This is a genomic window from Paenibacillus sp. FSL R5-0473 (assembly GCF_038004565.1).
Classification (GTDB): domain Bacteria; phylum Bacillota; class Bacilli; order Paenibacillales; family Paenibacillaceae; genus Paenibacillus; species Paenibacillus amylolyticus.
Genome location: NZ_JBBORL010000001.1, coordinates 125880 through 141706, shown reverse-complemented (window position 1 = coordinate 141706; position 15827 = coordinate 125880). Strand labels below are relative to the sequence as shown.

General features: G+C 47.5%; 18 protein-coding genes. 6 read left to right on the top strand and 12 right to left on the bottom strand.

Going from position 1 to position 15827, the window contains the following annotated elements; genetic code table 11:
* Nucleotides 1–24 precede the first annotated feature (24 nt).
* The 4 genes from MKY28_RS00625 to MKY28_RS00610 all read right to left on the bottom strand — a co-directional run bounded on the left by MKY28_RS00625 (nt 25) and on the right by MKY28_RS00610 (nt 2434).
* On the bottom strand, nt 25–291 hold the full coding sequence (locus tag MKY28_RS00625; protein WP_164783448.1) for a hypothetical protein: 267 nt from the start codon (nt 289–291) through the stop codon (nt 25–27).
* Between the two features lie 317 nt (nt 292–608).
* Nucleotides 609–1241 carry an MBL fold metallo-hydrolase gene (locus MKY28_RS00620; RefSeq protein ID WP_036607016.1) on the bottom strand — a complete coding sequence of 211 codons (633 nt, stop codon included), beginning with the start codon at nt 1239–1241 and terminating at the stop codon, nt 609–611.
* A gap of 6 nt (nt 1242–1247) precedes the next feature.
* On the bottom strand, nt 1248–1817 hold the full coding sequence (locus tag MKY28_RS00615; protein WP_340934371.1) for a thioredoxin family protein: 570 nt from the start codon (nt 1815–1817) through the stop codon (nt 1248–1250).
* 2 nt (nt 1818–1819) lie between these two features.
* Nucleotides 1820–2434, bottom strand: a complete 615-nt coding sequence (locus MKY28_RS00610) for a DedA family protein (RefSeq protein ID WP_036607012.1) — start codon at nt 2432–2434, stop codon at nt 1820–1822.
* A gap of 160 nt (nt 2435–2594) precedes the next feature.
* On the opposite strand from MKY28_RS00610, the gene MKY28_RS00605 reads away from it, so the two are divergent.
* Nucleotides 2595–2942 carry a dehydrogenase gene (locus MKY28_RS00605; RefSeq protein WP_340934368.1) on the top strand — a complete coding sequence of 116 codons (348 nt, stop codon included), beginning with the start codon at nt 2595–2597 and terminating at the stop codon, nt 2940–2942.
* Nucleotides 2943–3633: 691 nt separating this feature from the next.
* Here MKY28_RS00605 and MKY28_RS00600 read toward each other — a convergent pair.
* The 5 genes from MKY28_RS00600 to yyaC form a co-directional block, all read right to left on the bottom strand.
* A complete protein-coding gene (locus tag MKY28_RS00600) occupies nt 3634–6210 on the bottom strand; it encodes an O-antigen ligase family protein (protein ID WP_340934366.1) in 2577 nt (858 codons plus the stop codon).
* A gap of 191 nt (nt 6211–6401) precedes the next feature.
* Entirely contained in the window at nt 6402–7649 is a 1248-nt protein-coding gene (locus MKY28_RS00595) for a class I SAM-dependent methyltransferase (protein WP_244988473.1), read from the bottom strand.
* Nucleotides 7650–7745: 96 nt separating this feature from the next.
* Nucleotides 7746–8450: a DUF6483 family protein gene (locus MKY28_RS00590; RefSeq protein ID WP_340934361.1), complete on the bottom strand. Its 705-nt coding sequence runs from the start codon at nt 8448–8450 to the stop codon at nt 7746–7748.
* A 270-nt stretch (nt 8451–8720) separates the two neighbouring features.
* Nucleotides 8721–9512 (bottom strand): alpha/beta fold hydrolase, encoded by a 792-nt coding sequence (locus MKY28_RS00585; RefSeq protein WP_340934359.1) that lies wholly within the window; start codon nt 9510–9512, stop codon nt 8721–8723.
* Nucleotides 9513–9572: 60 nt separating this feature from the next.
* Nucleotides 9573–10130 (bottom strand): spore protease YyaC, encoded by a 558-nt coding sequence (gene yyaC, locus MKY28_RS00580; protein ID WP_340934356.1) that lies wholly within the window; start codon nt 10128–10130, stop codon nt 9573–9575.
* Nucleotides 10131–10288: 158 nt separating this feature from the next.
* Here yyaC and MKY28_RS00575 point away from each other — a divergent pair, with 158 nt between their 5' ends.
* Nucleotides 10289–10513, top strand: coding sequence for a DUF1128 domain-containing protein (locus MKY28_RS00575; protein ID WP_036607002.1), 225 nt, complete (start codon nt 10289–10291; stop codon nt 10511–10513).
* 62 nt (nt 10514–10575) lie between these two features.
* Here the strand turns inward: MKY28_RS00575 and MKY28_RS00570 are convergent, their stop codons facing one another.
* Together MKY28_RS00570 and MKY28_RS00565 are read right to left on the bottom strand one after the other, a co-directional pair.
* On the bottom strand, nt 10576–11301 hold the full coding sequence (locus MKY28_RS00570; protein ID WP_036607001.1) for a pirin family protein: 726 nt from the start codon (nt 11299–11301) through the stop codon (nt 10576–10578).
* Nucleotides 11302–11440: 139 nt separating this feature from the next.
* Nucleotides 11441–12460 (bottom strand): asparaginase, encoded by a 1020-nt coding sequence (locus MKY28_RS00565; RefSeq protein ID WP_340934351.1) that lies wholly within the window; start codon nt 12458–12460, stop codon nt 11441–11443.
* Nucleotides 12461–12637: 177 nt separating this feature from the next.
* Here MKY28_RS00565 and MKY28_RS00560 point away from each other — a divergent pair, with 177 nt between their 5' ends.
* From MKY28_RS00560 to MKY28_RS00545, 4 genes are all read left to right on the top strand, one after another.
* A complete protein-coding gene (locus MKY28_RS00560) occupies nt 12638–13339 on the top strand; it encodes a phosphatase PAP2 family protein (RefSeq protein WP_340934347.1) in 702 nt (233 codons plus the stop codon).
* Nucleotides 13340–13473: 134 nt separating this feature from the next.
* Nucleotides 13474–13731, top strand: coding sequence for a GlsB/YeaQ/YmgE family stress response membrane protein (locus tag MKY28_RS00555; protein WP_017692278.1), 258 nt, complete (start codon nt 13474–13476; stop codon nt 13729–13731).
* A 64-nt stretch (nt 13732–13795) separates the two neighbouring features.
* Nucleotides 13796–14203 (top strand): YtxH domain-containing protein, encoded by a 408-nt coding sequence (locus tag MKY28_RS00550; protein ID WP_036606997.1) that lies wholly within the window; start codon nt 13796–13798, stop codon nt 14201–14203.
* A gap of 84 nt (nt 14204–14287) precedes the next feature.
* Entirely contained in the window at nt 14288–14653 is a 366-nt protein-coding gene (locus MKY28_RS00545; RefSeq protein ID WP_017692276.1) for a DUF5665 domain-containing protein, read from the top strand.
* Between the two features lie 20 nt (nt 14654–14673).
* Here the strand turns inward: MKY28_RS00545 and MKY28_RS00540 are convergent, their stop codons facing one another.
* Nucleotides 14674–15735, bottom strand: coding sequence for a magnesium transporter CorA family protein (locus MKY28_RS00540; protein WP_445670877.1), 1062 nt, complete (start codon nt 15733–15735; stop codon nt 14674–14676).
* Nucleotides 15736–15827 lie beyond the last annotated feature (92 nt).

Here is a 15827-nt window from a genome sequence, read left to right as displayed (position 1 = left end):
TAAACCCGACAATTTCCCGGGCAATCAGACTTGATTCCGGTAATCTTGCAGCTTGTCGAACCACGGTTGGTTGCGGGCTCCGTTTCTTAAAACACGGCTTGCCCATATATTCTGCTGAGACTTCACCACTTCATTGGTCACGCTAGGGTTATGTATTAAAGCTCGCTCAGTACCTGTTTCTCTTTTCCCACTTTCCAATATGCGACGGTTTTCTTCAATGATCGGATACTCGACACGCTGATTCAACGGAATAACTCTTGTTTTCTCCACTTTGATATTCCCCACTCTCATGATCTACTATTTCTTAAATTCATCGCTTTAAACAATCTGTACTTGCTGCTAACTTGCTATTGGTATCAAACTGGCTTGTGATGAGGCACATCTTGCATCTCTATGTAGCGTAAAAAAGGGTAATTCTGTGATAAAAAGGGGTTGAAAACAAAAAAAGAACGCAAACCGGGTATAGACCACAGTCTGCGTGCTTCGCGAGGTTGGGTGTTTCTTGGTAATGCTTCAGTTAGATGATGCCTTAACGCTTGTAACAACTAATTGCTATTCTAATGAAAAAGTTGTCACTTGTCCAGACTTTCTTCACATATCATGTCGGATTATCTTGCGGACACGTAAGGATTGTTCTGTTTCTCATAACCAATGGTCGTTTTGGGACCATGACCTGGATATACTTTCACTTCATCAGCAAAGGTGTAAAGCTTGTTCTGGATTGAATCAATCAGATCCCGTTCACGCCCTCCTGTCAGGTCCGTTCTGCCCACACCCATGCGGAACAGCACATCACCGGCAAACAGGTCGTTATCACAAAGCAAACTTACACTGCCTGGGGAATGTCCAGGTGTATGGAACACTTTAAACGTATGCCCAATCAGATTCAGCTTCTGCCCTTCGTCCATGGCATATTCAGCAGGATCTGTCGAAAGCGGTGGTGTCGCCTGTGGCCAATTCAAAGATCCATTTAATTTCGGGGTGGTGAGCCAGTCACTCTCCAAGTCATGAAGATAAACGGGACATCCCTTCAATTTACGGATCTCATCTACCCCGCCCATATGATCAAAGTGAGCATGAGTGAGGAGAATGGCTTCGATCTCCAAGTCTTGGATCGCCTTAAGCAGCGGCCCTGGATTCATGCCTGGATCGATAATGACGGCTTTGCCCGGATCATCTCCTTGTAGAAGATACGCGTTGGTCTGAAGCGGGCCTAGTGTAAACGTACGAATGTTAAGCATATCGGCTTAGTAACCCGAAATCAGTTCACGCAGCTCACGGATAATGGCCGCATGTGATTCCGTTCCTTCCCCATAACGTTTACCAATCTCTTGACGCGCTACAGCCAAATTTTCTTGATAATCTGCTGCTTCACGATCCGGATTAAGGCGTTTGAATTCAATCATGACTTCCTGTACATGCTGCGGACGAGGTCCCCACTGACCTAACACATGACCACCTGTATCTGCAAAAATAACGACTGGCACGGAGCGGCCACCCATGGTCAGGAATTCATCCATCACTTCCGGATGGTTCTCCATAATCAGAACTTCTGTTGGAATTCCTGAGATTTCAAGCGCCTGGAACACAACCGGAATATTACGGACAACATCCCCGCACCAGTCAGCAGCCAGAATTAACACACGCAGATCATCGCGATGGTTCAGGCTCTCAAAGAACTCACGATCCTCTTCGTTCGACCAAGTAAAGCTATCATAGTTGGTCTGGAATTCACTTTGGTTCTTGGTCATACTCTCGATAAAATCTTTCGGTGGAAGACCTTTACCGAATTTGTGAGACAAGTTGGGTTTACCCATGACTAGACACTTCCTTTCTTTTTACGAACATTCATCCATTTAATAAGTACATAAACGATCATAAGGGCGAGAGCGACAAGCAAAATAGGCATAACATATGGTGCCGCTTTCTCATCAATATGCTTCCATTGATCTCCAAGAATCATCCCTAAATATATAAACAATGCAGTCCAAGGTATAACAGCGAGTGTAGTAAGCAAGATGAATTTGCCTGTGTGCATTTTCGTGATGCCAGCCGGGATGGAGATTGCATGTCTTACCACCGGAACAAAACGAGCCGTGAAAATGACACCTGTACCATACTTGCGGAACCACTCCTCGGAATGGTCGATGTGTTTTTTCTGGATGAGTATGTATTTACCGTAGCGTTCAAGTACAGGTCTGCCGCCATAACGGCCAATCCAGTAAATAAATAACTGGGCAATCACACCGCCCACCGTACCAAAAATCATAGCACCGAAGAAGTTGATATTACCTTGTGAAACGAGAAAACCTCCATACGCCAGCACAATTTCGCTTGGGATAACTTCCAACATTAATCCAAGCATGATTCCAAAGTACCCAAGACTTTGAATCCAATCGAACAATTGGCCAACAAGGTTATGAATAAAGTCCATCTCAACCCTCTTTCTCCATCCTGATTGGCGGTGCCCCTCCGCACCATGGATGTTCGTCCCTATTTTATCACAGGGCTGTGGACGTTGCTACTTCACGAGGTTGGGATAGTGTCCCGTTCGCAGCAGTCCGCATATGGTATGGGGAGAGGAGCGTGAGAAGATGTCACACAAGTCAATACCCGGTTCTCCGCCGGTCAAACATACGCAATCTAGTCAAAACCTTCCTTCCGCCAGAGGAATTCGCCGGGCATGCAGCAAGGAATTGTACCGGACAGCCAAAAGGCTAAAAGTATATGTCTCTCCCGAACGGATGAAACAGGCGGAAGAATATTATTACGGTAAAGTGATCACAAATCTGCTCTGGATTGGGGAGAATCGCGACAACCGCAAGAAATTATGTGAGTGGTGGAACAAGGATGTCAGTGCAGAGATCGCCGCGATGTGGGAAGTAGACGTTGAACCATTAAAAGATGCGTTTCAGCACGCATTTGGCGGTTATCGTCTGTAGATTATGGAGGAATGAGGCAGATAGCTGTGTCTTCAAACCTACTGAAAAACGGAGCAATGGTTGAAGCGAATCTGAACATGTTAGGAACATGTTAGGAATGGGTAAGGGCACGGGCACTGTGTCCTTAACGTGTGATGTTAATGCCTTCTTCACGTACGAGCAAGCGAATGAGACAACATAAATGGGAATTGCTCATTTATGATGTAAAGCTTCGCTCCAGGTGGAATGCAGGGCGTCCTCTGGCTTGCGGATCGAGCAGAGCATGAAGCCGACCACCATGGGGAGTATGAACATAAGCTGAGAGTATATTTTCATGCTCATGCTCATAACTCATAACTCATACTCATACTCATACTCATACTCATACTCATACTCATACTCATGAGCGGTAACGAATCTGAGGCGTCTTATTCAAGGATTTGAAGCACTCTTAGAAATCTAAGGAATCTGAGACACGTTATATCGGAATTTTTGGCCTTTTATAGGGTTTTGTTAGGGAATTTCCGGAAATAACGTGTCTGATGTTCCTTACAATTTAAAAGGAGGAGCTAAAGGCCAAATAAGACGTCCTGTGTTCCTTAGAAAATCGCATACCCATCCGCGAGGAGCAACCGGCTTGGACTCCCAGAATTTTTAGACGTTGACATCCATCATCATATAGCTTGGGTAAACGTCAAGATCCAGCAGTGATTCAAGGGCTCCGCTTGGTCAACTCTGGAGTAAACGGATGAGAAAAAGCTGAAGCAAGCCTGCGCAGGTTCTCTCCATAGCCTGGAGCATGTTCTTCCAGTACAAAACGACGATCATTGCGAACGTTTCCTGCTTCCACTTCCTCAGCCAGCAGTTGATACCGTTCATACATCTGAACACCAGCGGCGGCAGTCTGTTGGGCTCGATCCGTGAATCCTGCCTTCCATTCCCGCCTCGCTACCTGCTCCATCCAATACAAAGCCGAGGATTGGCCAATGCCATCATACCGATTCAATGCGATCGCTTGTTCAAAATATTCTCCAGCCTGCTGTCCTTCGCCGAATTGGGCTACCAATCGTCCCAGTTCGATGTAAATCTGAGGGTGCATCGGGGAATGGGACAAGCTGTTTAAAAGGAGTGATTCTGCTTCTCGTCCCGGAAGAGATCGTGCAAGGGATATCACGATATCCGGTCGATTCGGGTTAGACTGAAGGGCAGCCACAAGATGCACCTTCTGTGCTGGAGTGCCATCCGGTTCAGACATCGCCTGACGGTACTGCACTTCTGCTACGGCATATCGAGAGGTCAGCCAGACTGTTCCACCAATCCAGAAAAGGATGATCATCACTGTGGATCCCCTTATTAGCCGAGCAGTTACTCGCTGAAAAATATGAAAGAAGGAACGCATCGCGACAGCTGATGGGTGGGATTGGGTTGATAAATATCGCAAGAAAAGAGATCTGGATTTAGATCTCAATTTAGATCCCGATTTGGATCTGACAGGAGTGTATTTCACAGTTACGCCGGATCGCTGGACCTCCTCTGTTTCCGTCTTCAATGCGACTGCCCAAGCACCGAGCCAGATGAAGAGCATCCAAAATAATGTAAAGCTCCAGTCAAAGTCCATCGCCCCATGCAGGCCAAAAATAAGCACGGAAGGCATGAGCTGCGGTGCAAAATGAAAGATGCTTCGCAGGGTGAGTAGAAACCACCCTGTGACAAGCAGGATGCCGATCATGCCCGTGTCCAGGGCGAGATCGAGCAGGCCGTTGTGAACCTCGCCTCCAACATAAGGCGAGGATTGAATGGCGCGGAATATGTTGCGCCATGTATCCCCACCGTGGCCGAGCCATGCGGCCTCGGTCCACAGCTGGAGGGCGTCCCGCCACATCTGTAGGCGGGACACCCCAGTGCCGACACCCGCCGCGAGGCGATCGGCGGTGGAGGCCACGGCCATCAGTTCGGCGGCGGCTCCCGCCAGCACAATGGCCGTCAGGGCAGCGGTGCGTGGAGCCTTGGCGGCGCCGCTGTGCCATAGACGGCACAGCAGCAGCGTGCCGAGCAGCGCAGCTGCCCATGCCCCGGCCAGTGCCAGCAGGCCGGGCACGGGTGCAGGCGCCAGCTGGGCAGCAGCCAGCTGGCGGTACAGCCAGGCCGCGCACGCCAGTGGCGCGGCCATGGCCAGCAGCAGCGGCAGGCGGGCACCGCGCCGCTGCAAAGCAAAGGCGGCGACCGCGGCGCAGCCGGTCGCCAGCCAAGCGCCGCGCGACTCGCTCAGCAGGAGCGCGGCTTGCGCAGGCATGAGCGGCAGCACTGCCGCGATGAGTCGCCCGGCCGGCACAGGCCGGGCTATGACTCGCGCGGTGGCTGTTAGCCGCTCCAATGCGTACATGCCAACAACGGCACCGTACGCATTCGGGTACTGCAATAATCCGCCGAGCCTTGCTCCGGCGGAACTGATCTCGGGGTCAGCAGTCCGCATCACCCCGAAGGGCAGCGGCAATATCCCGCATACGGCAAGGATGCCGCTTAGCACAAGCAAGCCTCCTGCCATCTGCCAACCGCAAGCTAACCAACGCGCACCATCCGTGCGCGTAGCCAGTATTGCAGTGAGCAGCGTAAACATCGCAAGTAGGCTCCACCGCAGCATTTCATCCATGCTGCCCTGTTTACTCACCGAGCCTACCCATGCATGTAGCCCAAAACATGTCATCATCCCCAGCGGCCATAATACCCGCCACATTCCTGGAAATCGAAAAATTTTCTCAACGATTCGTTCGAGTCTCCCCCGACCCTGTCCCAATGACATGGGTATTCGTTCACTCGCCTTCTGTGAACGAATACCTACAAGGAAAAGCAAAAACATAATCAATATGCTTCCTCCTGCGATCAAAAGGACAGGATACAGATCAGCCGAATAGTACAGTCCCCGACTCAGACATCCTGCAAGCAACAAGACAATGGAGAGTATGCCCAACCCAACAGTCCACCCAGATCCTGAATAACGTTTACATCTCAAACTTTGAGAAAAACTCCCTGACGCATCGGTCTGAATAGCTCCATTTGGATTATTTTTATCCTCTTTTTTATACGTACCATCTTTGTTGTATGTATGTTCCCTATTATATGTACTGTCTTTACTGCCCTTATTGTCCCCATTACATAAGTCCTTGTTATCTACAGATTCTGTACCATTTGCATGGTGAGACCCTTCAAACGCCTGTTCCATCATTTCCTCATTCGCCGCATACCCTCGTCTATACCTTACAACTCCCTTATGCATTGTCCTATTCTTCATCCTTATACCCCCTCTTTCCTACCACCGCTCCATATGCATAACAAAAAGACAGAAGATCCCGATAACGGGTCCTTCTGCCTGATATACATCTGACAGTTATGATGTTACTTGCTACGAAGTATGTGCATTGAATATCATTTTACATTCAGGGACCCTAGTTGCAGTATGTCCCTGGATTGTCATTGGCACACTCAGCAAAGGTCGCAATTTGCGGAATCCTGAACGGTTTCTTTGCTCGAATTTGATTTCCCGTTGGCCTGCTTGCCATCGCCAGGAAGCAAATCGGCACAAGCCCGCTCCAAATATGGATCGGCATGAATGAAATCACGGAAAGCTGTGTATTCATTCCACATCTCCGTCACTTCGCCGGCCTGACCGCGAACAGCACGAATCAATATGTTTTTAGGCGTATTCTCCATATCGATGAATTCAAGCAATTGTGTCTTGTATCCCATCAGATCAAGCAACTTGGCACGAATCCCATCCGTAGCCAGTGCGGAAAAACGTTCCTTGAGGATGCCATGGGACAACAACGGATTCATCACGGAAGCCTCTACTTGGTCAAACAGTTCATGCTGACAGCAAGGAACAGACAGAATAACAGAAGCCCCCCAACGAACTGCCTTCTCCAAAGCAGCATCGGTAGCTGTATCACAGGCATGCAGTGTGACAACCATATCCACTTCATTTAATTCATCGTAATCCGCGATGTCTCCAACCAGAAACTTCAGATCGCCATAATGCAATCGATTAGCCAGATCATTACAGTGTTCAATTACATCTGCCTTCAAGTCCAACCCAATAATCTTGAGTGAACGCCGTTGTTGTACAGACAGATAATGATATAACGCAAATGTCAGATAAGACTTGCCACAACCAAAGTCAACGATGGTCAGTGGACGTCCTTCCGGCAGATGTGGTATGACATCCTGCACCATTTCGAGGAAACGGTTGATCTGTCTGAACTTGTCATACTTGCGGGCCAGCACACGACCTTCTTCGTTCATAATACCAAGTTCAACGAGGAACGATACGGGTACGCCTTCTTCTAATACATATTGCTTCTTGCGATTATGCGACAGATCCACCGCAGTTTTGGAAGCAGATTTGGTCAGAATGGATACTTTATATTTTTTGCTGATCAAAATTTGATAGTCTGCCTCGGTCGTACAGAGCAGCCCTTGACGAAACGTCTCTTCGCATAACAAAGTCATGCGCTCAGCCGCTTCAGCCGGAGTCAAATTCTCGTGCAGCACTTTGTTGTTATAATGAAATGCAAATTGATAATGCAGCTGATTCTTCAGTGTCACCGGCTTGACTTGCACTTTGGTATACGAGACATTGTCCCGTCTGCGCAGCTGGCTCCAGGTCGCTGTAATCAGCGAATTCTGTTCAAAGATGTCTTGTATAAGCTTTCGCAATGAATCCACGGGGTACATCTCACTTTCGATTTGGTTTGGTCAACCGTTACCATACCACAATTCCGTTCCCTCTCCAAGTAAAGGCATGTAACAGGCCTTGATCCAATCCATATTTTATGAGTTCATCTCTTGACGACTTAGTTCAGCTAGTCCCTCTTCAACTTCGTTCCGTGGCAGACCGCCCTGCTCCAGTTGTTCATCCGTGAGTGGGCTCAACCTTTCATAGAACGCCTGTACATCATCTCGGTAGCTCACCGGGAATTCAGCACCAAGCTGTAGCAGCCTGTACCAACTGTTCTCTGCCTGGTCATAACGCCCTTGTTGTTCACGATAAAGGGCAAGCTGTCTTTCGGTTCGAGCAGGGAGTTCATATTCTTTCGTAAGCCCCAACACACCCTCCACCCGTTCCGGTGCGTCCAACAACTTGGGATTAGCGCCATGATTCAATGCATACAGGTAAAAATGAAGTGATCTCATCAATCGAATGAGGGCGTCATCCTCTGCGTCCATTCTCTCCTGATCATCGATGCCTTCCACTCTGGCCTTCTCTTGATAGATGTAAGCCTCTTCTTCAATCAGCCTCGCGGCTTGCTGCAGATTATCTACCTCAATTATTCCGCGAAAACGGAACATTTCAATAACATCCTCTGCTGGCAATGAGTTCAGTAGAGATAAGTTCAACCCAAACTGCCTGCGCATCAACTCATCCAGTTCAGACAATGCCTCGGTGTGCTTACGCTGCTGTTTGAGCGTGAACACTTTGCCTATTGCTTCAGTCATTTCCTCCATCATGCGGAGCAGATAATCTTTTCTGAACATGCTGTATGCCCCCTCATCATTCGACCCTATACATTCAATCGTTCTCATATCGTTCCTTTATATTTATTTTAATTCATGCCATGACAAAAAGCCAAAAACAAGACACACGTGTCTTTGCTCTGGACATGAACACACTAAACCCCTGCCTATCCCAAAGGGACGTGGCAGGGGCTCGGTTGAAATGGAACTGGTACTCCTCCTCCACAAGAGGTTGAATCATCCAGAAACCAAACTATATTCTAAAGATATCAACATTAATCACTTCATCAATTACTTCGATAATCCAGCCATAAATTGTTTAATGACCTGAATTAACTCTTCAGGAGCTTCATACATGCTCATATGACCTGCACCCGCAATCACGGCTTGCACGATATGTGGCTTGTCACTTGTAAATGTACGTTCTGGCGGGATAACAGCATCCTTCTCTCCTGCAACCAGCAATACAGGTAAAGGTGTAGCCGATAACACATCGCGGCGATCCGGGCGTTCTCGCATAGCAAGTGCAGCACCAACAGCACCTTGAGGAGCAGTCTGGTATCCAATTTCCTTCACACGTGTTACATACTTAGATAACGATTCCACATGTTCCGGTGCAAACAGTCCGGGAACCAGTCCATCTACAAAATTCACGATACCTTCGGTCTGAATGGTGGATACAGCACGAAGGCGTTTTTCCTTGGCTTCTTCACTGTCCGGATAGGCTGTCGAATGAATCAGACCAAATGCATTCAAACGCTCCGGGTGACGTTGTGCAATCGAGAGGGCAATGTATCCCCCCATCGAGTGTCCCAGAAGGACCGCTTTTTCCACATTCAACTCATCCATCAACTGTAATACATCGTTGCCCATCTGTTCGATGGTATAACTTCCTACAGGTGCATCTGTTTTTCCGTGTCCACGCAGATCAGGTACGATACAGCGATAGCTGCGTGCCAGTTCAGGTACGACCTCATCCCAATACGATGAACTGCCACAGTATCCGTGGAGCAAAATGAGTGCTTCTCCCTTACCTTGTTGGGCATAACAAATCGTCGTTCCATCACACATCACTTTTTCCATATGAATCCCTCTCTCTGCGCGAATTAAATAATTCAGGTTGTATATTATTAAGCCTACATATCATGAATGAAACGTTTGTCTCCATTTCCATGCTTCAATTGCGGCATCTGCAATCGTTCGGGACATCCCCATAACCAAGTGAAGCGAGGTCATCTGCAAAATGGAATAGGGCCTTGGTCCATTCGCATTAACCACAGCTGCTACACTGTATTGTCCAACAGGAGGTAGCTTGCCTCCGACCGATTGGGCCGGAATGAGTGGGTTATTCGAGAGATAGTATGTACCTACCGCATTTTTTGGACCCAGACATGCATCAATCGCTATGATGGCATGGTGTGCAGGAATAAGTGCCAATTTCTTTTCCAGCGTATCTGCATCACAAGGGGAAGACAGCGTGCCAATCACGTTCTCCATTCCGCTCTCTTGCAGTAAACTTCCTGTCATTGGACCCAGAGCATCCCCGGTGGAACGATCAGTACCGATGCAGACAAACGTGATTTCAGCTGGAGAATGAAGTTGAACGATGTTTTTGAAAAATAAGACCAGATTCTCTGCAGGCACGCCTTTGCGGACTTCCCTTCCTTGATGGCGAACCATTTCTCGCTTATACGCTGCCAAGCTGTATTCCCTCCAGTGCACTCAGGTTTCCGTTAAATCCTGTTGTTGTATCCATCATTGTAACCGATGCTTGGTTTCCTCGCAAAAGCATTAGCCTGAGCGCTTCCAATCATGATACAATAACAAGAGTTTCCGATACGGAAGGGATGAACTTAACGATGGATTTATCACAAGCAACAGCAGCCAATATGGAATATATGATTGAAGCGATCAAAACCAAACTTCGTATGGCAAGCGGTGCCGCCATGCAAGCTTCTTCATTCCCACTTGAGAAATATGAAGATCTGTTTGACCTGTATGAAATGATTTTGAGCAAGGAACATCTCAGTATCTCTGAAGTGGAAGCTGTCGCTTCGGAACTGGGTAATCTTCGTAAATCTTAAGCCAAAAAAGGACCTGTTTTCCACATCACCGTGGGAACAGGTCCTTTTTCGCATGTTTATCCTTAAGGCAGGTCAACCAAAACAAATTCGGCAGGTTCACTGTCTGTACTCGTGATTTGCAGATCACAGCTTTTGCGAATTCGTGCGGCATCCCCCGGCTTGAGGTTGAAGTTACCATCCGAACAATGAATCTCCACATGTCCACTGATCAGGAAAAGATGTGTCCGTCGATCTTCGTGTTGCGGGTACATCAACTTTTTCCCGGACTCCAAATGGGACAGATAACAGGTTACATCCTGGGAAATAGGCAATGCGCCTTCGCTTCCCTCGCCCCCTTGCCCGGATACAATCGGACATAGACGATTCAAATGCTCCTGCGGCTCTATTCTCCGATTCGTATAGGAAGGTTTCAGCATACGCTCCGATGGCAAAAACCACATCTGGAGGAAACGTACCGGTTCATCCGCTGACGGATTGGTCTCGGAGTGTTCCACTCCCGTACCCGCACTCATCACCTGGACCGTTCCCGGTTCAAGCAATTGTTCTGTTCCCATACTATCCGTATGTTTGAGTGTACCTGATATGACATAACTGACGAGTTCAAGATCATGATGTGGATGTTTCTTAAAGCCTTCTTGCGGCATCAGCGTGTTTTCATTATGAGCCAACAGACAGCCAAAATGGGCATTGCTTGGATCATCATAATCCGCAAAGGAAAAGCTGAATTCACTGTGTATCCAACCTCGATCCGACGTGTGCCTTTCTTCCGATGTCACCACTTTAATCATGTTCATCCACCTCCAAGGGTTTAGAGCTGCCACATTACCGCGGCAGTCCATGCGTGTATATGAATTGTATAGATGAATACCAGTTGGTATGTCATCTTTACCCGGGGTCCGGCAACTCTAATCACGCCCCTTCTTAAGGTTATACGCTATCTTCAAGTGAGTGAAGAATGAACTCACTATCTGCATGACCTACAAGGGTACCCGCATCATTTCGGATGTCCGAAGGGAACACTTCAGCCAATCGTGCAATGGTTCTCTCATTGGAATAACCAATCTGTCTTAGGATGGATTGAGTGATGAAAGCCCACTCTTCCTCGGAACCATCAAGCACCTTGAAGGTGATTCCCAGTCTTTCTTTTTTCAGGCCAAAACCGAATACCCCCTTGAATCCACCCTTCGCTACAATGTTATTGTCTTCCAGCAGCACTGAATCTACACGCTCCGTGCCACCTACCATCAACGGATGTTCATTCATAGCTGATGTTATGGTCTCTACAGCTGTTCTTGTGGAAGGATCAGCGATAAGATCCGGACAAGCGAGCTTCAGATAAGCGTTCGACAATGCCGACAACGGCAAAGAAAATACCGGAAAGCCGCAGCCATCCGTCCCAAGCTTAATCTCTTTTTCCTCAATACCTGCCAGGTCGGCAAAGGTTTCAAGAATTTCTCGTTGTACCGGATGTTCCGGTTCAGCGTAACTGCCCAGATCAACCTGCTTCATCTGACTGTACCCCAGAATTCCCAGATGTTTTCCGGAGCAGTTGTGCAAGATGCGCCGTTTCTCTCCTTGTGCACGTAACCATTGATTACGGCTTTCTTCATTAAGCGGATAACTTGGTGCACAGATCAGGCATTCTTCTCCCAATCCAATTTTACCGGATAACTGCTCCAGCACCCGAATGTGTTCCGGTTCCGAACGATGCGAAGAGGACATGATGGCAATCTCCTGTGCTGATAGGTCATAGTGACTGGCAATTCCTGCCCGAATACCTGGAATGGCTTGAAAAGGTTTGGCAGATGAACGAGTGAACGCTCTAAAATGAGGGTCACCAGCCGAGTATACGATTCGTCCATACTCATCCGTAATACTTATGTGTCCGTAATGGGCGCATTCCATAACGCCTGCACGGTATTCTTTAATTAACAAGGCACTCTCCATGCGAGTTCTCTCCTTTGTGCTCCCGATTTCATCTCTGCTTTGCGTCACGACGCCGCATGGGATATCTTAAATAGTATAGTACAAAAGCGACGTTTTTACAGTTTTTTCGACAGGCGTTTCGGGTATAGCTTTATCATCTATGTTCATCTACTACAATAACTGAAGGAGAAACTCATTATGCCGCGCAAAACGTATTCACCAGCCTCATTCAGTTCAAATTCCGGTACGTTATTACGTCCACTCTTCAACTGGGGCTTGGCTGGTCTGGCACTTAGCGCATCGGTCGTATTTATCCTGGCAGGTCTGGGTGCCTGGTTGGGTGCTGATGTTATTATTCGTCTGGATGATCAAATTCAGCAATTATTTTATCTGAATTCAGATTCACGTCTTCATCTATTCCCTTACACTGCATTCATAACCGCACTGGGCTCATTCAAAATCTCTGCGGTGGCTGCAGGAGGTTTTGCTCTTCTTTTCTTCATTCAACGCAGTCCAAGGTTTGTTGTATATGGATATGCGCTCACGGGAAGTTTTTCCATGATGTGGATTCTGAACACCTTATTGAAGGAATTTTTCAGACGAAGCAGACCTGAACTGGATCATTTACTGGTCGTTCACGGGTACAGCTTTCCCAGCGGACATGCCATGATCTCCATGGGCTTCTACGGCATGCTCTTTGTAATCTGGGCCATTGAAAGACAGCGACATAACTCTTCCGGTGTGTGGCTTCCTGTTCTAGGTGGTATTAGTTTTATTTTCTTGATTGGCCTCAGCCGAATCATGTTGGGCGTTCATTATCCTACGGATGTATTTACTGGATTTACTGCTGGATTGGCATGGATCTTCTGCATGGTTAAAGGTATTAAACAAAGCCGCTAAAGAATGAATTCCTCTAATTTCCAGTTCATTCCTCCTCATCTTTATTGTTTCACAGGGTTGCACGGGGTTTATATACGAAGTAAGCAAACGCGAACAGACAACATCCTACATCAAGTTTAAAGGAGGCGGTTGTTATGTGGGGCATCATTATCAGCATTGTGATGGCTGTCATCATCGGTTTGATCGGAGATGCACTTGCCGGTCACAACATGCCTGGAGGCATAATCGGTGCAATGATTGCCGGATTTGCCGGAGCCTGGCTGGGAGCACTTCTGCTTGGTAACTGGGGACCAGTTATCGGTAACTTTGCCATTATCCCTGCCATCATTGGTACAGCGCTCTTTGTTTTCTTGCTGGGGCTTGTGTCCAGACTGCTAAGACAGGCTGCCTGATTCGGGCAACAAGGTGTTCGTTGTTTCGTATTTGTTTCTTAAATTGAAGAAGGAGTGATTAGACATGAATAAAGCAGAAGAGCAATATCCTGTACAGACGGGTTCGACTTTCGCAAAAGGTATTTTCATCGGGGGTTTGCTGGGAGCTGCAGCAGCACTACTCTTTGCGCCTAAACCGGGACGTGAATTGCGTGGTGACCTTTCCGAGAAAGTGGGCATCGTTACTGACCGCACCAAAGAAGTGGCAACTGTTGTAGGTGACAAAGCCTCTGAACTGGCTAAAACGGTCTCTTCCAAAACTTCCGACATTGCAAAAACGGTAAATCAAGGCCGCAATGATGTAATGGACTCTGTGAGAAAAGCGTCCGCTGATGTGGCTAACGAAGCATCCCGTGCATCTGATGAAGTGGCTGCCGCTTCCGTTGAAGCGAAGGAAGATGCACGTAAAGAACTTAACTCGACTAGCCTGTAAGGCGATACAGATCGAGTGACTAATAGCCAGCTGCACTCCAGCTGGCTATTTTTTATCCAATGAGAGTTGAGGAGGACAAATAATATGAGTAAAGTTACAATCAACGGTAATACTCCAATTACGGGAGGAACACCGGCACAGCAGTATGATACAAGCGAGCATCCTTTTGAATTGCGTCATGAGGTAAAGCGATTGAACACCCGTCTGGACCAGATTGCGGACAGTCTGGAGAGAGCACAGATCAAGGATATTATTGAGAATTACAGCAGTCCCAAAAAGCGGATTATTACCAATTTTACAGCGGGCATGGCACGAGGTCTCGGTCTGACTGTGGGTACCTTTGTTGTTCTCGGTTTGCTGGCATTCATTCTCAGCCAATTCGTGAATATGCCGATTGTGGGCCAATATATCGCTGACTTGCTTGGTTATATTGAAGATTACAAAAACTAAGAGGACTAACCAACAGTAGGCTATCCCTTACGTTTTTCCGTTGCTCCTTTTTTCTCTGTCTCTTCAGCTGAAGGCTGTGAGGATTTCACTTTGAGCAGATCTCCTGTCCAGCCTTTCATCATCAGCCATACATACATGCTGATCATGCTTAAGATAATGACAACAAGGACCAGTACAACTCCCCATGATTTGTCGATAAAGGGCAGGTTCTCAAAGTTCATCCCCCATATCGCGCCAGCTGCCGTGGCAGGTATGAACACAGCAGTAACAATGGTCAGCGTCTTCATGATCTCATTGCCACGTACACCGGAGATCGCATTATCAATGGAGATTAACGTATCGATCTCTTTCTCGTAGTGACTAAACAAACGTTCCATTCGCTCTACTCGATGTTGGAGCTGCTGGAAATATCGATTTTCGTTGATTTCACTGAGATAAGCCTCATGGGCAGCAGCCATCAGTTCCGAATAGGGGATAAACAGATTGCTCCAGTATAACAGTTCAAATCGGGCGGCCAAAATCTGGTCCATTAAAGTTCGGGCATTGCGGGATTCCATCTTCCGTTCCAGATCACGCAGGTTCATCTCAAAATGATCCATCCCCACATGGTAGTAATGCAGTATAGCTCGAAAAAGTACAAACATCCCGTCCCTGGCTTCACTACATTGCTGTAACATATGGGCACGTTCATCCGTCTTCATAATACCTCGTGTATTGTCATCCATATTCAAGGTAACCAGGTTATTGCGATCGACATAGAAAAACATCTGATTATCTTGACGTTTGTCATCTCTCTCATTTTTGACCGCATACAATAATGAACCAAATATGACTGGTTCTGTACCATTCACAAAACGGACGGACAAATAATTCGATTCCACTTCCGGAATCTTATGAAGCCAATACCGCATATCCGGAAACGCCTCTGTCAGCTCCCCCAACGCATCGTTCATGCTATCGGTGTCAGGTGCAACCCAATCCCACCATTGCCAATGGTCCGAGCAAGATAACTTGTCACGGCGAGCTTCCAACTTGATTTGGTTCACAATCACTTTATCCACTCCTGCACTCATGTTCTTCATTGCATACCCATCTTTTTGATCCCAAAAAGGACACGTATGCATTTCAGCGCATTGACGTGTCCTTCTTTATGCCGTACTCAACAACATTAGGG